The organism is Serratia sp. Sp408 (genome assembly GCF_057180665.1).
On sequence record NZ_JBXUFT010000003.1, the window covers coordinates 313,913 to 335,636 of the forward strand.

Annotated in this window: 20 protein-coding genes; 3 read left to right on the forward strand and 17 right to left on the reverse strand. The window is 55.1% G+C overall.

The features are described 5' to 3' along the window. The first annotated feature begins 44 nt into the window (after positions 1-44). Together AC2AXP_RS13860 and AC2AXP_RS13865 are read left to right on the forward strand one after the other, a co-directional pair. The gene (locus AC2AXP_RS13860) at positions 45-830 is read left to right on the forward strand and encodes an SDR family NAD(P)-dependent oxidoreductase (protein ID WP_039991472.1); all 786 of its coding nucleotides are present in this window, start codon (positions 45-47) and stop codon (positions 828-830) included. A gap of 61 nt (positions 831-891) precedes the next feature. Next, positions 892-1,911: an NADP-dependent oxidoreductase gene (locus AC2AXP_RS13865; RefSeq protein ID WP_198774078.1), complete on the forward strand. Its 1,020-nt coding sequence runs from the start codon at positions 892-894 to the stop codon at positions 1,909-1,911. Between the two features lie 134 nt (positions 1,912-2,045). Here AC2AXP_RS13865 and glmS read toward each other — a convergent pair whose 3' ends face one another. From glmS to asnC, 15 genes are all read right to left on the reverse strand, one after another. Further along, complete coding sequence (gene glmS / locus AC2AXP_RS13870) at positions 2,046-3,875, reverse strand: glutamine--fructose-6-phosphate transaminase (isomerizing) (protein WP_004956925.1); 1,830 nt, start codon at positions 3,873-3,875, stop codon at positions 2,046-2,048. Positions 3,876-4,171: 296 nt separating this feature from the next. Then, positions 4,172-5,542, reverse strand: a complete 1,371-nt coding sequence (glmU, locus tag AC2AXP_RS13875) for a bifunctional UDP-N-acetylglucosamine diphosphorylase/glucosamine-1-phosphate N-acetyltransferase GlmU (protein WP_004956921.1) — start codon at positions 5,540-5,542, stop codon at positions 4,172-4,174. A gap of 276 nt (positions 5,543-5,818) precedes the next feature. Beyond that, a complete protein-coding gene (locus AC2AXP_RS13880) occupies positions 5,819-6,238 on the reverse strand; it encodes a F0F1 ATP synthase subunit epsilon (RefSeq protein WP_004933814.1) in 420 nt (139 codons plus the stop codon). Between the two features lie 20 nt (positions 6,239-6,258). Beyond that, complete coding sequence (atpD, locus tag AC2AXP_RS13885) at positions 6,259-7,641, reverse strand: F0F1 ATP synthase subunit beta (RefSeq protein WP_004956918.1); 1,383 nt, start codon at positions 7,639-7,641, stop codon at positions 6,259-6,261. 99 nt (positions 7,642-7,740) lie between these two features. Next, complete coding sequence (gene atpG, locus AC2AXP_RS13890) at positions 7,741-8,604, reverse strand: F0F1 ATP synthase subunit gamma (RefSeq protein WP_004956916.1); 864 nt, start codon at positions 8,602-8,604, stop codon at positions 7,741-7,743. Positions 8,605-8,662: 58 nt separating this feature from the next. Continuing rightward, on the reverse strand, positions 8,663-10,204 hold the full coding sequence (atpA, locus tag AC2AXP_RS13895) for a F0F1 ATP synthase subunit alpha (RefSeq protein WP_004956912.1): 1,542 nt from the start codon (positions 10,202-10,204) through the stop codon (positions 8,663-8,665). Positions 10,205-10,216: 12 nt separating this feature from the next. Continuing rightward, positions 10,217-10,750: a F0F1 ATP synthase subunit delta gene (gene atpH / locus AC2AXP_RS13900; protein ID WP_004956909.1), complete on the reverse strand. Its 534-nt coding sequence runs from the start codon at positions 10,748-10,750 to the stop codon at positions 10,217-10,219. 14 nt (positions 10,751-10,764) lie between these two features. Next, on the reverse strand, positions 10,765-11,235 hold the full coding sequence (gene atpF, locus AC2AXP_RS13905; RefSeq protein ID WP_484381760.1) for a F0F1 ATP synthase subunit B: 471 nt from the start codon (positions 11,233-11,235) through the stop codon (positions 10,765-10,767). Positions 11,236-11,292: 57 nt separating this feature from the next. Then, positions 11,293-11,532, reverse strand: a complete 240-nt coding sequence (atpE, locus tag AC2AXP_RS13910) for a F0F1 ATP synthase subunit C (RefSeq protein WP_004093904.1) — start codon at positions 11,530-11,532, stop codon at positions 11,293-11,295. 49 nt (positions 11,533-11,581) lie between these two features. Next, on the reverse strand, positions 11,582-12,358 hold the full coding sequence (gene atpB / locus AC2AXP_RS13915; protein WP_004956906.1) for a F0F1 ATP synthase subunit A: 777 nt from the start codon (positions 12,356-12,358) through the stop codon (positions 11,582-11,584). Between the two features lie 21 nt (positions 12,359-12,379). Next, a complete protein-coding gene (gene atpI / locus AC2AXP_RS13920) occupies positions 12,380-12,763 on the reverse strand; it encodes a F0F1 ATP synthase subunit I (protein ID WP_004956904.1) in 384 nt (127 codons plus the stop codon). A 639-nt stretch (positions 12,764-13,402) separates the two neighbouring features. Further along, entirely contained in the window at positions 13,403-14,023 is a 621-nt protein-coding gene (rsmG, locus tag AC2AXP_RS13925; RefSeq protein WP_004956896.1) for a 16S rRNA (guanine(527)-N(7))-methyltransferase RsmG, read from the reverse strand. A 138-nt stretch (positions 14,024-14,161) separates the two neighbouring features. Beyond that, positions 14,162-16,051 (reverse strand): tRNA uridine-5-carboxymethylaminomethyl(34) synthesis enzyme MnmG, encoded by a 1,890-nt coding sequence (gene mnmG, locus AC2AXP_RS13930; protein WP_198774077.1) that lies wholly within the window; start codon positions 16,049-16,051, stop codon positions 14,162-14,164. A 379-nt stretch (positions 16,052-16,430) separates the two neighbouring features. Then, the gene (mioC, locus tag AC2AXP_RS13935) at positions 16,431-16,871 is read right to left on the reverse strand and encodes an FMN-binding protein MioC (protein WP_039991458.1); all 441 of its coding nucleotides are present in this window, start codon (positions 16,869-16,871) and stop codon (positions 16,431-16,433) included. A 96-nt stretch (positions 16,872-16,967) separates the two neighbouring features. Next, positions 16,968-17,429, reverse strand: coding sequence for a transcriptional regulator AsnC (gene asnC, locus AC2AXP_RS13940; protein WP_004956886.1), 462 nt, complete (start codon positions 17,427-17,429; stop codon positions 16,968-16,970). 154 nt (positions 17,430-17,583) lie between these two features. On the opposite strand from asnC, the gene asnA reads away from it, so the two are divergent. Further along, entirely contained in the window at positions 17,584-18,576 is a 993-nt protein-coding gene (gene asnA, locus AC2AXP_RS13945) for an aspartate--ammonia ligase (RefSeq protein ID WP_004956881.1), read from the forward strand. Positions 18,577-18,579: 3 nt separating this feature from the next. On the opposite strand, the gene viaA is transcribed toward asnA, so the two are convergent. Together viaA and ravA are read right to left on the reverse strand one after the other, a co-directional pair. After that, positions 18,580-20,043 (reverse strand): ATPase RavA stimulator ViaA, encoded by a 1,464-nt coding sequence (viaA, locus tag AC2AXP_RS13950; protein WP_198774076.1) that lies wholly within the window; start codon positions 20,041-20,043, stop codon positions 18,580-18,582. A gap of 2 nt (positions 20,044-20,045) precedes the next feature. Beyond that, positions 20,046-21,554: an ATPase RavA gene (gene ravA, locus AC2AXP_RS13955; RefSeq protein WP_198774075.1), complete on the reverse strand. Its 1,509-nt coding sequence runs from the start codon at positions 21,552-21,554 to the stop codon at positions 20,046-20,048. Positions 21,555-21,724: the final 170 nt, after the last annotated feature.

A 21,724-nucleotide genomic window follows, 5' to 3' on the forward strand; every position in this document is an offset into this window, starting at 1 on the left:
CCTAAGGTTGCATGCCGATATTGTTCAACCAAGAGAGTGAATCTATGACTACTTCTGCCGTCCTGATTACCGGCGCGTCCACCGGTATCGGTGCTGTTTACGCCGAACGCTTTGCCCACCGTGGCCACGACCTGGTGCTGGTCGCACGTGACCAGGCACGACTTGACGCGCTGGCCACACGCCTGCGGCAAGAAACCGGCGTGGCCGTGGATGTCCTGCCAGCCGATCTTACCCAATCCGACCATCTGGCACGCGTCGAATCGCGTCTGCGTGAAGACTCGCGCATCACCACCCTGATCAATAACGCCGGCATTGGCCAGTCAGGCGGCTTCGTCGAGCAGAACTCGGCGTCGATTGAACAGCTTGTCGCACTCAACATCACCGCATTGACACGGCTGGCCAACGCCATTGCGCCACGCCTGGTGCAGGCGGGTAGCGGCTCGATCGTTAATATCAGTTCTACCCTCAGCCTGATGCCCGAGTTTGGCGCGACGGTGTATGGCGCGACCAAGGCCTTCGTGCTGTACCTGTCGCAGGGTCTGCATCTGGAACTGTCACCCAAGGGCATTTATGTTCAGGCGGTATTGCCAGCCGGCACCTATACCGAAATCTGGCAGCGTGCAGGCATCGACAGCAGCACCCTGCCACCGATGATGGAAGTGGGCGAACTGGTCGATGCGGCGCTGGTCGGTTTCGATCGCCGTGAACTGGTGACCATTCCCCCTCTGCACAACGCCGAGAGCTGGGATGCATTGGATGGCGCAAGGCTGGCCATGCTGGCAGAGATCAAACAGGACGAAGCCGCGGCAAGATACAAAAACGGCCAATAAATCGGTGCAGCCTGCCATGCAGTACCGTGCTTATCCTTAAACACAGCGAGATGAACATGCAATGAACAATCAGACGATCAACGCGCTCACTCTCAGGCGCTATGGCAAATCGCCCGAGGTAGGGTTCGAGCAGATTTCGCTGCCTGCGCTACGGGCCAATGAAATCAGGGTAAAGGTTTATGCTGCCGGCCTGAATCCGATCGATAACATCATCCCGACCGGCATGTTCAAAGCGGTACTGCATTTGCAGCTCCCGGCAACGCTGGGCAGCGATCTGGCGGGCGTCGTCACCGAGGTGGGCAGCGGCGTAACCCGCTTCACGCCCGGCGACGCCGTTTTTGCCAGCCTGTTCGATCTGGGGTCGGGATCCTTTGCCGAATTCGCGACGGTGCCGGAAAGCGCCGCCGCGCTCAAACCAGCCAATCTGAGCTTCGTGCAGGCTGCCGCCACGCCGATGGTGGCGCTGACCGCCTGGCAAGCACTGCAGGAGCGTGCCGGGCTGCACGCCGGGCAAAAGGTGTTTATCCCCGCCGGATCCGGCGGTATCGGCACTTTTGCCATCCAACTGGCAAAACATTTGGGCGCAACGGTAGCTACCACCACCAGTAGCCATAATGTCGCACTGGTACGTAGCCTGGGCGCAGACCAGGTGATTGACTACCACCAGCAGGATTTTGCGAGCGTACTCAGCGGCTACGATGCGGTGCTTGGCACCCTCAAGGGGGAGACGATTGAAAAATCCGTCGCTATTCTCAAGCCGGGAGGCAGCATCATCTCGCTGACCGGGCCATTGGACGCTGCCTTCGCCCGCACCAGAAAGCTCAACGTCTTTTTGCAATTGGTGTTCACATTGATGAGCCGCAAGATCGTACGTCTGGCGAAACGGCGCGGCGTGAACTATTCATTCCTGTTTGTGCGCGCCGACGGCGCCCAGCTCGCCGAGATCGGCAAACTGCTTGCAAGCGAGCGTATCAAGCCGGTTATCGATACGGTGTTCCCGTTCGAACAGGCCAAGGAGGCGCTGGCTTATCTTGCCCAGGGGCGGGCGAAAGGAAAAGTGGTGATCGAGATGCAGCCGTAGTCCAGCGTTCAGCCCGTCAAATGCCGCCATGCTGCATCCGACATAAAAAAATCCGGTATGCGGGTAAACGGCATACCGGATTGGCTGTTTGCGTTTTCGCGCCTTGCACCGGCAATGGCGCGCAGCGCGAGGCATCACTCTACGGTGACGGACTTCGCCAGGTTACGCGGCTGATCGACGTCAGTGCCTTTAATCAGCGCAACGTGATAGGACAGCAGTTGCAACGGCACGGTGTAGAAGATAGGCGCGACGATTTCCTCGACGTGCGGCAGGGGAACGATGGTCATTCCTTCGCTGCTGACAAAACCGGCATCCTGATCGGCGAACACATACAGTTGGCCGCCGCGTGCGCGGACTTCTTCAATATTGGACTTCAGTTTTTCCAGCAGTTCGTTGTTTGGCGCCACCACGATCACCGGCATATCGGCGTCAATCAGCGCCAATGGGCCGTGCTTCAGTTCGCCCGCCGCGTAGGCTTCGGCGTGAATATAAGAGATCTCTTTCAGCTTCAGCGCACCTTCCATGGCAATCGGATACTGATCGCCACGGCCGAGGAATAACGCATGATGCTTGTCGGAGAAGCCTTCCGCCAGCGCTTCGATGCTCTTGTCCAGCGACAGCATCTGCTCAATGCGCGCCGGCAACGCCTGCAGGGCGTGCACAATGTCATGTTCGACGCTTTCCGCCATGCCCTTCAAACGCCCCAGGCGCGCCACCAGCATCAGCAGAACGGCAAGCTGGGTAGTGAAGGCCTTGGTCGACGCTACGCCGATTTCCGTGCCGGCCTTGGTCATCAGCGCCAGATCGGATTCACGCACCAGAGAAGACCCTGCCACGTTGCACACCGCCAGCGATCCCAGGTATCCCAGCTCTTTCGACAGGCGCAACGCCGCCAGCGTATCGGCGGTTTCACCTGACTGCGACAGAGTAATGATCAGGCTGCCCGGACGCACCGCAGACTTGCGGTAACGGAATTCGGAGGCGATTTCGACATCGCACGGCACGCCGGCCAGCGATTCGAACCAGTAACGCGCCACCATGCCGGAATGGTAAGAAGTACCACAGGCGATGATCTGCACGTGTTGCACCTTCGCCAGCAGTTGATCGGCGCCTTCGCCAAGCTCGCTCAGGTTGATCTGGCCATGGCTGAAACGCCCTTCCAGGGTGTTTTTCAACGCCAGCGGCTGTTCAAAAATTTCTTTCTGCATGTAATGACGGTAAGCGCCTTTGTCACCCGCGTCATATTGCACCTGAGACTCGATTTCCGGGCGCTCGACCGCATTGCCTTGCTTGTCGAATACGTTAACGGTACGACGGGTGACTTCCACCACATCGCCTTCTTCCAGGAAGATGAAACGACGGGTCACTGGCAGCAGCGCCAACTGATCGGAAGCGATAAAGTTTTCGCCGACGCCGCGGCCAATCACCAGCGGGCTGCCAGAACGCGCGGCCACCAGCACGCTCGGATCGCGGCTGTCCATCACCACGGTGCCGTAAGCGCCGCGCAGCTGTGGAATGACGCGTTTGACCACTTCCAGCAGCGTGCCGCCCTGCAGCTGTTCCCAATGCACCAGGTGCGCGATCACTTCGGTGTCGGTTTCGGACGCAAAGCGGTAACCGCGTTCAATCAGCAGTTCACGCAGCGGTTCGTGGTTTTCAATGATGCCGTTATGCACCACGGTAATATAATCGGACACATGCGGGTGAGCATTGGCTTCGGTCGGTTCGCCGTGGGTTGCCCAACGGGTATGCGCGATGCCGGTACCGCCGTGCAAAGCATGCTGTTCTGCGGCTTCAGCCAGTTTCTGCACCTTGCCGACGCGGCGTAAACGGCTAACGTTGCCTTGCGCGTCAACCACCGCCAAACCGGCCGAGTCGTAACCGCGGTACTCAAGACGGCGTAAGCCTTCCAACAGAATCTCTGCAATATCACGTTGCGCTACTGCGCCTACAATTCCACACATCAGTTGTATTCCTAATGAAACGCCGTGCTGGCGCTTTTCGATGTCTTGACCTGATTTTGCCGGTTTTACCGTGCAGCCCCGAGCCTGTAGATGGTGGGGATTATTATGTTTTGTATTGGGCTCTACATTGGAGCGCAATACAAAACATATTATTTCTACTACATATTACCGCCCAATAGATTTCGAGTTGCAGCCAGGCGGCAAATGTCAGAATCCCCAGTCACTTACTCAAGTAAGTGACTGGGGTTCCGTCATAAAGACAACAACGCTGCAGCTCGAAAGATGAAGGGCTGTCTCTATCTCTTTTTACTTGGGCGCTGCCAGCCCTGAATGTGCACCTGCTTGACGCGGCTCAGCACCAACTCATCGTCGCCGATATCTCGAGTGACCGTGGTGCCGGCGGCGATGGTGGAGCCTTTACCGACCGATACCGGTGCTACCAGCTGGGTATCCGAACCAACAAACACCCCATCGCCGATAACAGTCTTATGCTTATTGGCACCGTCATAGTTACAGGTAATTGTACCCGCGCCAATATTGACGTCGTCGCCAATCTCGGCGTCGCCCAGATAGCTGAGATGCCCGGCCTTGGAGCCTTTGCCCAGGCGCGCTTTCTTCATTTCGACAAAGTTGCCGACGTGCGCGCCCTGCGCCAGCTCCGCGCCTGGACGCAGGCGTGCAAACGGCCCGACGGTACACTCGGCGCCCAGCACCGCGTCTTCCAGCACGCTGTACGGGCTGATTTCGCAGTCGTCACCCACCACGCAGTTCTTCAGTACGCTGCCGGCACCGATTTTCACCCGGTCGCCCAATTGCACCCGGCCTTCGATAATCACGTTGGCGTCGATCGACACATCGCGACCGTGCGTCAGTTCACCGCGCAGATCGAAACGTGCCGGATCGAGCAGCATCACGCCGGCCAGCAGCAGCGCTTGCGCCTGCTCAGCCTGATACACCCGCTCAAGCCGCGCCAGCTGAAGGCGGTTGTTGACCCCTTCGACTTCGCTGAGGCGATCGGGGTGCACCGTTTCGATGGATTTACCGTCGGCATGGGCCAATGCGATGATATCGGTGATGTAATATTCACCCTGCGCATTGTCATTGGTCAGCTTGCCCAGCCAACGCTTCAGATCGCCGCCGTTGGCAACCAGTATGCCGGTATTGATTTCATTGATTTGGCGCTGTTGCTCGCTGGCATCCTTATGTTCAACGATGCCGACCACGCTGCCGTTTTCCCGCACGATGCGGCCATAGCCGCTCGGATCGTCCAGTTTCACCGTCAGCAGGCCGATACCGCCCTGCGGCTTGGCCGCCAGCAGACGCGTCAGGGTATCGACGGCAATCAGCGGCACGTCGCCGTACAGCATCAGGACGTCTTCATCATCGGCAAAATGCGGCGCAGCCTGCTGCATGGCGTGACCGGTGCCCAGCTGTTCGGCTTGCAGCACCCAATTCAGCGCGCCGTCGGTCAGGGTGCTTTTCAGCAGATCGCCGCCATGGCCGTAAACCAAATGGATGTTTTTCGCGCCCAATCGGGTGGCCGCGTCGATAACATGCTGCACCATCGGCTTGCCCGCCAGCGGGTGCAACACTTTGGGAAGATCGGAATACATGCGTGTTCCCTTGCCCGCGGCGAGGATCACCACACTCATTGCGCTGTTCGACATAAGCAACCTGATAACTCCAATTTAATAGACGAAAGTAAACCCGTTTAGTGACGAAATTACTACATATTTCTTTGCACGAACCCGGCTCAACCCTTGCGGCTCTAGGCATGCCGTCAGTCGGAGCATTCCGATCCCAGCGTCGAAAAACTGTCGGCGATCGGAGACATATTTCCGGTTGGCAGCGCTTAATACACCACAAGCAGCCTCGGCGGCAAACGCTTATTTTAAAGCAAAAAAAAAGCGACCACATGGGTCGCTTTCTTATTTCGGTATTGCTTACATCGCTTTTCTGGTGAGTTCGATGACGCGCAACTTCGCGATCGCCTTCGCCAGTTCAGCGGATGCCTGAGCATAGTCGACATCACCATGAGAGCTACGGATGTGCTCTTCAGCTTTGCGCTTGGCTTCCAGCGCTCTCGCTTCGTCAAGGTCCGTTCCACGGATGGCAGTGTCCGCCAGCACGGTCACCACGCTCGGTTGTACCTCAAGGATACCGCCGGACAGGTAGATGAACTCTTCTTCACCATGCTGTTTAACAATACGCACCATGCCAGGCTTGATGGCAGTCAGCAGCGGCGCATGCCCTGGGAAAATACCCAGTTCGCCTTCGCTGCCTGTCACCTGGATCTTTTGCACCAGGCCGGAAAACATCTGTTTTTCCGCGCTGACTACATCCAGATGGTAAGTCATAGCCATATCACCCTCCTCTCAAGGCGTTACAGTTTCTTGGCTTTTTCCACTGCTTCTTCAATGGTGCCAACCATGTAGAACGCCTGCTCCGGCAGGTGGTCATAGTCGCCGTCCATAATGCCTTTGAAACCACGGATGGTGTCTTTCAGCGATACGAACTTGCCCGGAGAACCGGTAAAGACTTCTGCCACGAAGAACGGCTGAGACAGGAAGCGCTGGATTTTACGCGCACGGGATACGACCAGTTTGTCATCTTCTGACAGTTCGTCCATACCCAGGATTGCGATGATGTCCTTCAGTTCCTGATAGCGTTGCAGAATCGACTGCACGCCACGCGCTACGTCGTAGTGCTCCTGGCCAACCACCAGCGGATCCAGCTGACGGCTGGTTGAATCCAGCGGGTCAACGGCCGGGTAGATACCCAGGGAGGCAATGTTACGGCTCAGTACCACGGTTGCGTCCAAGTGCGCAAAGGTGGTGGCTGGTGACGGGTCAGTCAAGTCATCCGCAGGTACGTAAACGGCCTGTACGGAGGTGATAGAACCGGTCTTGGTCGAGGTGATACGTTCTTGCAGAACGCCCATCTCTTCCGCCAGCGTTGGCTGATAACCTACCGCCGATGGCATACGGCCCAGAAGTGCAGACACTTCGGTACCGGCCAGGGTGTAACGGTAAATGTTGTCAACGAACAGCAGAACGTCACGACCTTCGTCACGGAATTTCTCGGCCATGGTCAGACCGGTCAGCGCAACGCGCAGACGGTTACCCGGTGGCTCGTTCATCTGGCCGTAAACCAGGGAAACCTTGTCCAGTACGTTGGAGTCGGTCATTTCGTGGTAGAAGTCGTTACCCTCACGAGTACGCTCACCCACGCCCGCAAACACTGAATAACCGGAGTGCTCGATCGCGATGTTACGGATCAGCTCCATCATGTTTACGGTTTTACCAACACCCGCACCACCGAACAGACCGACTTTACCACCCTTGGCAAACGGGCAGATCAGGTCCATAACCTTGATACCGGTTTCCAGCAGATCCTGGGAGTTGGACAGTTCTTCGTAGCTTGGCGCCGCGCGGTGAATCGCCCAACGCTCTTCTTCGCCGATGTCGCCTTTCATGTCGATTGGTTGACCCAATACGTTCATGATACGACCCAGCGTTGCCTTGCCAACCGGGACTTCGATTGGGTGTTGCAGATCGTTCACTTTCAGGCCGCGACGCAAACCGTCGGAGGTGCCCATAGCGATACAACGAACCACGCCACCGCCCAGCTGCTGCTGAACTTCCAGCACCAGAGTTTCGGTACCGTTTTCTACCTCAAGGGCATCGTACACTTTTGGTACGGCATCCTGAGGGAACTCGACGTCCACCACGGCGCCGATTACCTGGATAATCTTTCCAGTAGCCATCTTGAATCCTCTACGTAATTCGTTTACCCGGTCCTGTTGCAGATTGCAGGCGCGTTGGCCGCCTTCCCGTAACCTGGACCTTTCCGGGTAATAACCTGGTTAAACCGCGGAGGCTCCCGAAACGATCTCGGTGAGTTCCTGAGTGATGCTGGCCTGACGAGCCTTGTTGTATACCAACTGCAGCTCTTTGATCAGGCTACCGCCGTTATCGGTTGCGGCTTTCATCGCGACCATTCGTGCGGCCTGCTCGCTGGCCAGGTTTTCCACGACGCCCTGATAAACTTGCGATTCCACATAGCGGCGCAGCAAGGTATCAAGCAGCACTTTTGGATCGGGTTCATACAGGTAATCCCAGGCTTTTTTCTTCAGCTCACCGTCATCGGCTGGCGGTAACGGCAGCAGCTGAATGACCTGCGGCTCCTGGGACATCGTATTGACAAATTTATTGCTGACAATGTAAAGCTTGTCCAAACGACCTTCGTCGTAAGCTTGCAGCATCACTTTCACCGGCCCGATAAGATCCGACAGGGAAGGGTTATCCCCCATGCCGGTCACCTGGGCAACCACGTTGCCGCCCACGGAGCCAAAGAAAGAGGCCGCTTTGGAGCCAATCAGCGCCAAATCAGCTTCAACGCCTTTTTCGGACCAGCCTTTCATCTCCGCCAGCAGTTTCTTGAACAGGTTGATGTTCAAGCCGCCACAGAGACCACGGTCAGTAGACACCACCAGATACCCGACGCGCTTGACATCACGTTCGTCCAGGTACGGGTGCTTGTATTCCAGATTCCCCAACGCAAGGTGACCAATCACTTTGCGCATGGTCTCTGCATAAGGACGGCTGGCCGCCATGCGATCCTGCGATTTACGCATTTTGGAGGCGGCGACCATCTCCATCGCTTTAGTGATCTTCTGCGTGTTTTGCACGCTTGCGATCTTACTACGTATCTCTTTTGCGCCGGCCATCTCTGCTTCTCCTCATTGCCAGACGGCCTGCTGTCTTTCAACAGCAGGCCGCTGCGCTTTACCAGGACTGGGTTTTCTTGAAGGTCTCGAGGACGTTTTTCAACTTGCCCTCGATCTCATCGTTGAAGTTCCCAGTTTGGTTGATTTGATTCAGCAGCTCGGCGTGCTCACGGTCGGCGTAAGCGACCAGGGCCGCTTCGAAGCTCACCACTTTGGCGACTTCAACGTCTTCCAGGTAACCACGCTCAGCGGCAAACAGCACCAGAGACTGTTGTGCGACGGACATCGGCGCATACTGTTTCTGTTTCAGCAGCTCGGTCACTTTCTGACCGTGGCTCAGCTGTTTGCGGGTCGCGTCATCCAGATCGGAAGCGAACTGGGAGAATGCCGCCAGTTCACGATACTGTGCCAGAGCGGTACGGATACCACCGGACAGTTTCTTCATGATCTTGGTCTGCGCTGCGCCACCAACACGGGATACCGAGATACCCGGGTTAACTGCCGGACGAATACCGGAGTTGAACAGGTTGGATTCCAGGAAGATCTGACCATCGGTAATCGAGATTACGTTGGTCGGAACGAACGCGGAAACGTCACCCGCCTGGGTTTCAATGATCGGCAGAGCGGTCAGAGAACCGGTTTTCCCTTTCACTTCGCCTTTGGTAAAGGCTTCAACGTACTCGGCGTTAACACGCGCAGCACGCTCCAGCAGACGAGAGTGGAGATAGAAAACGTCACCTGGGTAAGCTTCACGACCTGGCGGACGACGAAGCAGCAGGGAAATCTGACGATAGGCAACCGCCTGCTTGGACAGATCGTCATAAACGATCAGTGCGTCTTCGCCACGGTCACGGAAGTATTCACCCATTGCGCAACCGGCATACGGAGCCAGGTATTGCAGCGCTGCGGATTCAGATGCGGTAGCGACCACCACGATGGTGTTGGCCAGCGCGCCGTGTTCTTCCAGCTTGCGCACCACGTTAGCGATGGTGGAGGCTTTCTGGCCGATGGCGACGTAAACGCATTTGATGCCGGAATCACGTTGGTTGATGATGGCATCGATCGCCAGCGCGGTTTTACCGGTCTGACGGTCGCCGATCACCAGCTCACGCTGGCCACGGCCGATTGGAATCATGGCATCAACGGATTTGTAACCGGTCTGAACCGGCTGATCGACCGACTGACGCTCGATAACGCCCGGCGCGATGGTTTCAACCGGAGAGAAGCCGTCGTGTTCAACCGGGCCCTTGCCGTCGATAGGCGCGCCCAGGGTGTTGACCACACGGCCCAGCAGGCCACGGCCGACCGGCACTTCCAGAATACGGCCGGTGCATTTTACCTTCATGCCTTCGGCCAGATCCGCATACGGACCCATGACCACGGCACCTACGGAGTCGCGCTCCAGGTTCAATGCGATTGCATAACGGTTGCCTGGCAGTGCGATCATCTCGCCCTGCATTACGTCGGCCAGACCGTGTACGCGGATGATTCCGTCGCTGACGGAAACGATAGTACCTTCATTGTGAGCTTCGCTCACCACATTGAACTGAGCAATGCGCTGCTTGATCAGTTCGCTGATTTCGGTGGAATTCAGTTGCATGCTCCAGTCCCCTTAAGACTGCAAGACGTCTGCCAGGCGTTCAAGACGACCGCGAACGCTGCCATCAATCACCATATCACCAGCGCGGATAATTACGCCGGCCAGTACAGACTTGTCAATTTTGCAATTCAGCTTAACTTTGCGTGACAGACGTTTTTCCATCGCAGCGGCAATTTTGGCCTGCTGTTGGTCATTCAGTGCGCTCGAAGAGAGCACCTCGACTTCGACGGTAGACTCCAGCGCTGCGCGCAGTTCGATGAACTGCTGCAAAACCGCTGGAAGAACCAGTAAACGTCCATTTTCGGCCATTACGCGGATAAAGTTCTGGCCATTTTCGTCGAGTTGATCGCCGCAAACCGCAATGAACGTTTTCGACAGCGTTTCTGGCGCAACCGCGCCAGACAGCAATTCGGAAATCTGTTCGTTTTGGGTGACGACAGCCGCAAACGCCAGCATTTGCTGCCAGCGTTCTACGCTTTGATGCTCAACGGCAAAGTCAAAAGCTGCTTTGGCGTAGGGGCGAGCTACAGTAACAAATTCAGACATCAGCCCCTCCCTCCTTACAGTTCAGCGACCAGTTTATCAACGATGTCGCTGTTAGCAGCTTCATCCACGGAACGTTCGATGATTTTCTCGGCGCCGGCAATTGCCAGCATCGCGACTTGCTTACGCAACTCTTCACGAGCGCGCTTACGTTCGGCTTCGATCTCAGCCTGAGCCTGCGCCACGATTTTGTTACGTTCCTGCTCGGCTTCGGCTTTCGCTTCATCCATGATCTGAGCTTTGCGTTTTTTTGCTTGCTCGATGATCACCTGAGCTTCTGCTTTGGCAGTTTTCAGCTGGTCGGTCGCGTTGGCTTGCGCTAAGTCCAAATCTTTTTTGGCGCGTTCTGCAGAAGCGAGACCGTCAGCAATTTCTTTCTGACGCTTCTCGATGGCAGCCATAATTGGCGGCCATACATACTTCATACAGAACCAGACAAACAGGACGAACGCGATGGCCTGGCCGAGGATTGTTGCGTTAAGATTCACAGCACAATGCCTCTTTTAAAGTTAAATAGTGTGGTTAGTCGCAGAGAGGTTCTCTGCTTACGCGACAGCAAACATCACGTACAGACCCAGACCAACAGCGATCATCGGGATGGCGTCAACCAGACCCATAACGATAAAGAACTGTGTACGCAGCAGAGGAATCAGGTCAGGCTGACGTGCAGCGCCTTCCAAGAATTTACCACCCAGGATGCCGATACCGATCGCAGCACCGATTGCCGCTAAACCCATCATCACAGCGGCAGCCATGTACAGCAGATCCATACTCAGGTTTTCCATGACAGTCTCCAGTTTGTTTCAGTTTAAAAGTGCAAGTGTTTTAAGAAAATCAGTGCTCTTCAGATGCCATCGACAGATAGACAATCGTCAGAACCATGAAAATAAAGGCTTGAAGCGTAATGATCAGGATGTGGAAGATAGCCCAAGGCAAGCTCAGGACCCACTGTGACCACCACGGCAACAGGCCGGCAATCAGGATGAAGATCAACTCACCCGCATACATGTTGCCGAACAGTCGCAGACCCAGTGAAACAGGTTTGGACAGCAGGCTGACACCTTCCAGAATCAGGTTGATTGGAATGAATACAGGGTGGTTGAACGGCTGCATGGTCAACTCTTTGACGAACCCACCAACGCCTTTCATTTTGATGCTGTAGAACAAGATCAGAATAAACACGCCCAACGCCATCGACAGGGTAACGTTCACGTCAGCGGTTGGCACCACGCGCAGCGCAGGCAGACCGAGGTGAGTACCGATGTACGGCAGGAAGTCTACCGGGATCAGGTCCATCAGGTTCATTAGGAACACCCAGACGAACACGGTCAGCGCCAGCGGAGCAATCACCTTGCTCTTGCCGTGATACATATCCTTGACGCTGCTATCGACAAACCCGACGATCAGTTCCACTGCGGTTTGCAGTTTGCCCGGCACGCCGCTGGTGGCGTTTTTGGCAACCCGACGGAAAACCACCAGGAACAGTACCCCGAGGACAACGGAGAAAAACATCGAGTCGAGGTTAATCGACCAAAACCCAGTCCCGACCTGAAGCTGCGTCAGGTGGTGACCGATATACTCCTGTGGACTGTTGTATCCCTCTGCAGACATGATGCCTCTACCTTTATTGAGTTAATTTCGGTAACTGTTCAACACGGCGGGTGCCACTATCTGCACCACCAACACCGCTAAATAGGTCAGGCCAAGCGGAACAAACGCCGCTTTGAACACCCCCAGCGCCACGATCAACAAAACGATGGTGATCATGACCTTTAGCCCCTCGCCGATGGCGAACGACCAGGCGACCCGACCGGGCGCCGGCGTTTGCGCCTGATGGCGCAAGGCAAACAGCATAAACATGGCATTTGGCAACCAGGCAGCAAGACCGCCCGCCAATGCCGAACCGCTCCATTCCAGATTTTTAAGGCCGAAAGCAGCGCTGATCAGAACAAAAGTCATCAACTGCACAAAAAGCAGTTTGCGTGCAACTTTCCCGCTGTAAAGGGACACAGACATGACGTTTGTTCTCTCCGTACCCCGGAAGGGGTATGCTGAGTGACGTATAAAACTGCCTTTGCCGTTTTGAGTCAAGCAGCAAAAAACGAGCAAATTATACGGGGCACACCAACGAATTCAATCGATAAGTAGCGAAAAGGTGAACAATTATTTAATTTTCCCCATTTAGGGCTATTTTCACAAGAAAACGGTCGGAATAATCTCATCGATTTAATTGTCTGATTATTCCAGCTTTGCGCTACGAAACGTGCCCCCGATCACAATAATGACCAGTGCTATTTTATAGACCATTGGCAACACCACGGTCTTTAGCTAATCGGGCGAAATAAAAATATTATAAATCAAACCATTACATGTTAACCGTTCGAAAACACCCTTTCCACTCGACAAAAACATTTTATTGACATTATCCGAGGGGATATTGCAACCATCACGTAACATGACCGACAAATACAAAACCTGTACGCATGGTTGCTAACGAAACTATTTCCTACTGCAATTACGCTATTGTCGCGAATTAGCTGCGGCTTTTGTGTTAATAAAAAGTAAATTAACTAAAAAAAGCAGGCAATTAATTAGCATGCTAAGTTATTCGAGTAATCCTCAAACAATCAGACGTCGCTTTGATCAAAAACAAACTTAGTTGGCCTTAAGTACCACCAAATGACGTTCCCCTTCCAGCTCCGGCACCTGTAATCGAACGACAGTTTCAAGCTCGATGCCTGCGGGCAACTGAGCCAGCTCCTCATCAGGACGAACGCCTTTCAACGCATAAAAACGCCCCTGCCCTTTCGCAGGCAAATGGTGACACCAGGCCAGCATATCCTGCAATGAAGCAAACGCACGGCTGATGACACCGTCAAACGGTGGCTCGGCCACAAAGGCCTCTACGCGGCTTTGTACCGGTTCGATATTGTTCAACCCTAGTTCATGCTGAACCTGACGCAGGAAGCGTACGCGCTTGCCCAGGCTATCGAGCAGGGTGAAGTGCGCATCAGGACGAACGATGGCCAACGGAATGCCGGGCAATCCTGGGCCGGTGCCAACGTCAATAAAACGCATACCTGCAAGATGCGGATTAACCACGATGCTGTCGAGAATATGGCGAATCAGCATTTGTTGCGGATCGCGCACCGACGTCAGGTTGTAGGCTTTGTTCCACTTGTCCAGCATGCCGACATACCCGAGCAGCTGCTGTTTTTGACGATCGGGAAGCGAAATTCCGGCCGCCGCGAGCAGCGAGTCTAACTTTTTGTCCACAACGGAATCCTCTGACGGGGCGCGATGCAGTCAGCAAACCGGGCTGACCAAACGAGGCGACTATGATAGTTCAGGCTGCAAGTGATGTCAGCGGCCGTTTGTACATCCGTTAGGCAAACGACCGCTGAAAACGTCGATTTATGCGCTGCGGCGCAACAAACCCTGTTTTTTCAACCACACCAAAAGAATGGATATCGCCGCCGGCGTAATGCCTGAGATGCGTGAAGCCTGGCCGATCGAGTTTGGCTTGTGGTCATTCAGCTTGGCGATCACTTCGTTCGACAAACCGGAAACCTGACGATAATCCAGATCCAGCGGCAATACGGTATTTTCATTGCGCTGCTGCTTGTCGATCTCGTCTTGCTGGCGAGCGATGTAACCTTCGTATTTTACCTGGATTTCCACCTGCTCGGCGGCCTGGGTATCGGTCAACGGCGGCGCGAAGGCGTCAACGGCGGTCAGCTGGGCGTAGTCCATTTCCGGTCGGCGCAGCAGCTCTTCGCCATTGGCTTCACGTGACAGCGGTGCCTTCAGCAGGCTGTTCACCTGCGCGACGTTGTCAGAATGCGGATGTACCCAAACGTCACGCAGACGCTGACGTTCGCGTTCGATCAGTTCCAGCTTCTCGCTGTAGCGCGCCCAGCGAACGTCGTCCACCAGGCCCAGTTCGCGGCCTTTTTCCGTCAGACGCAGATCGGCGTTGTCTTCACGCAGCATCAGGCGGTATTCCGCACGTGAAGTGAACATGCGGTACGGCTCTTTGGTGCCGAGAGTGCTCAGATCGTCCACCAGCACCCCGAGATAAGCCTGATCGCGGCGTGGCGACCAACCTTCGTCATCAACGGCATAACGGCCAGCGTTCAAACCGGCCAGTAAGCCCTGGGCTGCGGCTTCTTCATAACCGGTGGTGCCGTTGATCTGTCCGGCGAAGAACAGACCTTGAATGAATTTGCTTTCCAGCGTTGGCTTCAGATCGCGCGGATCGAAGAAGTCGTACTCAATGGCGTAACCGGGACGCACGATACGCGCGTTTTGCATGCCTTCCATCGAGCGGACGATTTGCATCTGCACATCGAACGGCAGACTGGTGGAAATACCGTTTGGATAAACTTCGTTGCTGGTCAAGCCTTCTGGCTCGAGGAAGATCTGGTGCGCGTTACGATCGGCAAAGCGCATGACCTTGTCTTCGATCGACGGGCAGTAACGTGGGCCGATCCCTTCGATGATCCCGGCATACATCGGGCTACGATCGAGGTTGTTACGGATCACGTCATGGGTTTTTTCATTGGTATGCGTGATATAGCACGGTACCTGCCGCGGATGCTGGCTGGCATTGCCCATGAACGAGAACACCGGCATCGGCGTATCGCCGTGCTGTTCAGCCAATACGCTGAAATCAATGGTGCGGGCGTCAATACGCGGTGGCGTACCGGTCTTCAGGCGATTGACCCGTAGCGGCAGTTCACGCAGACGCTGTGACAGCGAAATGGATGGCGGATCGCCGGCTCGTCCACCGCTGTAATTTTCCAGCCCGATGTGGATCTTTCCGTCCAGGAAGGTCCCCACGGTAAGCACCACCGCCTTGGCACGGAACTTGAGGCCCATTTGAGTAACGGCGCCGACCACCCGATCGTTTTCGACAATCAGATCCTCAACCGGTTGTTGGAAGAGAGTCAGATTCGGCTGGTTTTCCAGTGCGCTGCGAACCGCCTGGCGATATAACACGCGATCGGCCTGTGCCCGAGTAGCGCGAACCGCTGGCCCTTTGCTGGCGTTTAGTATCCTAAACTGAATACCGGCATGGTCGATCGCCGTTGCCATCAGGCCGCCAAGTGCATCAATTTCCTTTACCAGATGCCCCTTGCCAATACCGCCAATCGCCGGGTTGCAAGACATTTGCCCCAGCGTATCGATATTGTGCGTCAGTAATAACGTCTGACGTCCCATGCGTGCCGCAGCCATGGCGGCTTCGGTACCTGCATGGCCACCACCGATGATGATGACGTCAAATTGATCTGGATAAAACATGGAACTGCACCTCGCCGTATTGCCAACGACCGTTATTTGCCCGGGGTGGGGATTCTACTCAAGTTTAGACGATCGACCAAGTGGTGCGGATCGTCGGTAATTAAAAGAAGATCTTTTTTATTTAAAGATCTCTTTATTAGATCTCTTATTAGGATCGCGATCCTCTGTGGATAACCGATTATTCACCATGAAGATCAGCGCATTAAGGAGGATCGTTAGCTGTGAATGATCGGTGATCCTGCGGCTGATAAGCTGGGATCTAAATGGCGACTTATGCACAGCATGAAAAGCGTACTGCGGTTGTTAGTTGGATAACTACCGGTTTTACCCTGCTTTTAAGCATAGTTATACACAATCGTTAGCGCGATCTTTGTACGAATTAGAGTAAATTAATCCAATTCTTGACCCATTCTTCTGCCGGATCCTCGGGAATTTCATGTTTGGTGACGTCGATCTCGAGACGATCACCGATCCTTTTGGCACCGCGGGCCTGTAAAAGATCGTCGATCTGGACGATCGCACCGCAGAAGGTGTCGTATTCGGAGCTACCCAAACCGACGGCACCAAATTGCACGCGGGACAGATCGGGCTGACGTTCGCCGATCTGTTCCAACAGCGGTTGCAGGTTATCCGGCAACTCCCCGGCGCCGTGGGTTGAGGTCACCACCAGCCAACGACCGGACAACGTTAATTCATCCAGCTCAGGCCCATGCAGCATGTCGGTTGAAAAACCGGCTTCTTCCAGTTTTTCAGCCAAATGTTCAGCTACATATTCAGCACTACCAAGCGTACTGCCACTGATCAGCGTAATGTCTGCCATGAATGAATGATCCCAACCTTGCCAAAGAGGCAGCATTGTACGCTGTGAAACGGCTGGGATCTACCTGTGGATAATATGGGTATAGTAAATTATGCGCTACGGCTTGATGGTACGCATGATGGGGTTTTGCAGCGAGATCAGCGTCTCCGTCGACTGGATCTCATCAATCGTCTGGATCTTGTTGATAAGTACCTGTTGCAGCGCGTCAATTGAGCGACACATTACTTTGATGAACACACTGTAGTGGCCGGTGGTGTAGTACGCCTCGACCACTTCCTCCAGGCTTTCGAGTTTTTGCAATGCGGACGGATAGTCTTTGGCGCTCTTTAATATAATGCCGATAAAACAGCAGACGTCATAACCCAGCTGTTTTGGGTTCACGTCGACCCGCGCGCCGGTAATGATCCCCGCCTGCTTCATTTTCTCTACCCGCACGTGGATGGTGCCGGGGCTGACGGCAAAGGTTTTCGCCAGTTCGGCATACGGCGTACGCGCATTGGCCATCAAGGCGTTGAGGATGCCGCGATCGAGATTATCGATCTGATAAATTTCTGCCATTTAATCCCCCGTTGATTATTGTTTATGGAATTATCATCGCCTAAAAATGCGCGATTAAAAGTGAAAAGGCAATATTGTTTGCTGGTTATTGAATATGGTGCCGTATGTGTTGCTTAATCGTTAGCAACAGAGACAGATTTCGAGAGTAACGGCAATGAAAAAACAGTTTATCCAAAAACAACAGCAAATCAGCTTCGTCAAATCCTTCTTCTCACGCCAGCTTGAACAGCAGCTGGGTCTGATCGAAGTACAGGCACCGATCCTTAGCCGTCTGGGTGATGGCACGCAGGACAACCTTTCCGGCAGTGAAAAAGCGGTGCAGGTCAAGGTCAAGGCGTTGCCGGACGCCAGCTTTGAAGTGGTGCACTCACTGGCCAAATGGAAACGAAAAACCCTTGGCAGTCATGATTTTAGCGCCGGCGAAGGCGTATATACCCATATGAAAGCGCTACGACCGGATGAAGATCGCCTGAGCGCCATCCACTCGGTGTATGTCGATCAGTGGGATTGGGAACGGGTGATGGGCGACGGTCAACGTAACCTGGATTACCTGCAAGGCACCGTACGTCACATTTATGCGGCAATAAAGGAAACGGAAGCGGCGGTAAGTCGTGAATATGGCCTGACGCCGTTCCTGCCGGAACAGATCCACTTTGTGCACAGCGAAACCCTGTTGCAGCGTTTCCCACAGCTGGATGCCAAAGGGCGCGAACGCGCGATAGCCAAAGAACTGGGCGCGGTATTCCTGATCGGCATTGGCGGCGCATTATCGCACGGCAAATCGCACGATGTTCGCGCGCCGGATTATGATGACTGGACCACGCCGACGGCGGATGGACTGGCCGGGCTGAACGGCGATATCGTGGTGTGGAACCCGGTGCTGCAAGACGCGTTCGAGATTTCCTCAATGGGCATCCGCGTCGATGCCGAAGCGCTTAAACGTCAGCTGGCGCAGACCGGGGACGGCGAACGCCTGGCGTTGGAATGGCATCAGTCACTGCTGCGCGGTGAAATGCCGCAGACCATTGGTGGCGGTATCGGTCAGTCACGTCTGGTGATGTTGTTGCTGCAACTGTCGCATATCGGCCAGGTGCAATGTGGCGTGTGGTCGCCGGAACTGCGCGACGCGGTTGAAGGAATACTGTAAGTCTCAGCGTCGCCAGCGGCGCATCAAACGGCTTTTTAATCCGGTATCAAAGCGCCAGATATGATCGAAGATGCGCATAATGCCGGGTTTGCCATACGCTGACATCGCCACCGCATGGAAACGTTGCTGGTGGCTTTGTTGTTGTTGCTTCACCTTCTTTATTACCTCTTCAGGCAACCGTTGAGCAATAAAGTCGGAAATGATCACCGCGTCGGCGTCAAACCAGCCGCTTTCTGCCATCTTCCCCGCCGTTGCGCTCAGGCAGGCCGCCAAATCGGTACCGCCGCGAAAATGTTGTCCGAGGAAACGCACCGCTTGTTCAATGCCGCTGGCAGCGGTGAGTTCATAATGCACAATCTGGTTGGCAAACAGCATGATATAGCAGCGCCGATTGTCCGCCAGCGCGATGCGCAGCAAGGCCAGGCAAAACGCCTTGGCGCACTGTTCGTTGAAACCGCCCATCGAGCCGGAAGTATCGACGCAGACGATAAACGGCCCGCGCGGCTGCCGATCCTGTTGCTGATGCGTAACCTGACGTACCACCACCTTTTCCTGCCAGGCGTCACCCTGCAGGCGGTAACTCAGCAGGCGCTTTTCCAGCAGGCGGCGATAAAACTCGAACTCCAGCTCGTCGATGCCCAGCGTTGCCAGCTCGGCGGGCAGCAAGCGCAGGATATCGTCGCTCTGGTGCACGCCGTTCACTTCTTCCGGCAGGGTAGCCGGTACCTGTACCAGCACGCGAAACGGTTCCGGTACCGCGTCCTGCTGCGGCACCGCTTTGGCTTCATAACTGCGGCCCAGCTGCTGTGCCAGTTTTTTCAATTCCGGCTGCGTTTGCAGGAAGTTGCCGTATTCCACCAGCCGCTGATAATCACCGCGTTGCAATTGCCCTTTGCTCATGTCCCACAGGCGTCCAGCGGCGGTGTCGTTTTCCGCCAACACCGGCTCCAGCGCCCCGCTTAATGCCAGACGCTCCTGCAGTTCGGCCATCAACTGTTCGCGCTCCTGCTCCAGCAACTGGTGGTGCAGCATGGTGGCTTGCAGCGTCAGACTGATACGCCAGCGTTGCAGGAACAGCGTCTGAAAACTGTCGTCGAGCGGATGGTTAGGCAAATCGGCGGTATCCACCAGCTTGCGCGCCTGTTCGTAAAACGGCGATACCAGCTGGCGTAGCAGATCCAGCGTATCGTTGAGGTTATGGTAAAACTGGCTATTGTTTTCCAGTTGGCACTGTTGATAACGATAGAACTCCTGCGCCAGCGCCGGGGGGACCATGGCTTCATGGATCCGTTCTTTCAACTGCAACTTCCAGCGTGGCAAATCGCGATCCAGCGCGCGACGAATCGCCGGGAATTTTTTGAAAAACACCGACAGTTGCGGTGCCGCCAGCATGGCGACGATCATCTCTTCGATCAGTTCGCCTTCGGTGATCGCCAGCAACAGATCGAGCGTTTCCAGACTGAGCATGGTTATTGGCCGCGCATCTGCTGGTGCTGCTGTTTGATTTGCTCGGCAACCTGCAACAGACTGGCCTCAATCTTCGCCAGCCCAGCCGCGGCGGTAAACAGGCACGGCTGATGCTGACTGAACAACCGGCGCTGTTCGGCCAACCGTTGCGTTAGCGTTTCCATTTGCTCCAGCAGCTCCGGCGGTGTGGCGCTGGTCTGTTTGCCGGGCAATGCCAGCAGTGAGGGCTGGCGGCTGACGTCGAGCACTGCCAGGTGCAATTGTTCATCAACCTGCAGATCGATTTGCTGGGCAAAGCCGATGCCGTTCAGCTTGGCACGCACGTCGCCGCCCTTTTGCAGCCAGCTTTCCAGCGCGCTAATGTCGATGCTGAGGTGGTTGACTTGTATATCATGCAGTTGCAGCGGTTTTTGCAACAGCAGCGTCAAAGTGGTGCCGCTCAGCGGCGTGGCCAAGGCATATTGCGGTTTGCGGCTGAACATGCCGCCCTTTTTCACCAGACTGATAGCCTGGCGATCGCTTTGCTGTTGCTGGTGCTGCATCCAGCGGGTATGGATTTGCTGAAGCTGGATCAGCAAAGGCTGTTGTTGATAAGCCTGTTCGGTCAGCAACTGGTCGATTTGCTGCTGGATCAGCTTCAACGAAGTCATATCGTGCCACAGGCAGTCTTTCAGCAGCATCAGATCGATTGGCGCAATGGCGTCTCGACCGCTGAAAAAGGCGCAGGCCTGCAACAGGCGCAGCGCTTTTTTCCAGCGGCGGTCGGAGACGTAGGGCGCCTGTTCCAATGCGTCCAGCCGCTGGCGCAGCTGGAAAATCAGATCAAAACAGCCTTCCGGCAGCGCGACGCTGTCAATCTGCGCCTGCCACTGGTAAAACTCTTCATCACTGACGCTCAGCGCGTCGGGCACCGGGTTGTCGCTGTCGTTTTGTCGACTGGTCAACAGTGCGCGGAAATTCTGCTTGTCTTGCACTTTGTCCAGCCACAGACGGATCAGCATGCGGTCATACAACGCTTCCAGGCTGCTGTCGGCCTCTGGCAGCTCATTCGATGCGGTAACCAGCAGGCGCAGCGGGATCGGCTCTTCGCTGTTGCCGTTGCGAAAGCGGCGTTCGTTGATGGCGGTCAACAAGGTATTGAGGATCGCCGGCCCGGCCTTCCATATTTCATCGAGAAACACGATTTCCGCTTCCGGCAGGTAACCGGCGGTCAGACGTTGATAGCGCCCTTCGTCTTTCAGCGCTTGAATCGACAGTGGACCGAACACTTCCTCCGGCGTGGAGAAGCGCGTCATTAAATATTCGAACGAACGGGCGCTGCGAAAGGCAAACTTCAGGCGGCGGGCGATCAGGCTTTTCGCGATACCCGGCGGACCAAGCAAAAATACGCTCTCGCCGCTCAAGGCCGCCAGCAGGCATAGCCGAATTGCCTCCTGTCGCTCATAAAGGCCGCTCTCCAGCGCGCTGCTGAGACGGGAAATTCGTTCTGCCAATAATGATGAAGACGCCATAATTTTGCCGCGTTGTCCGAGAGTTAGCCAATATTGTTCGAGAAGCCGATAATAAACCACCATTATTTTTAATGGTATAGCTTGTTGATTAGTAAAATTTTTCTATTATCAAAAAGGTTGCCTACTCACATTTTGTGATTTTTTCGCGGCATATTAAAGGGTAGGCAAGC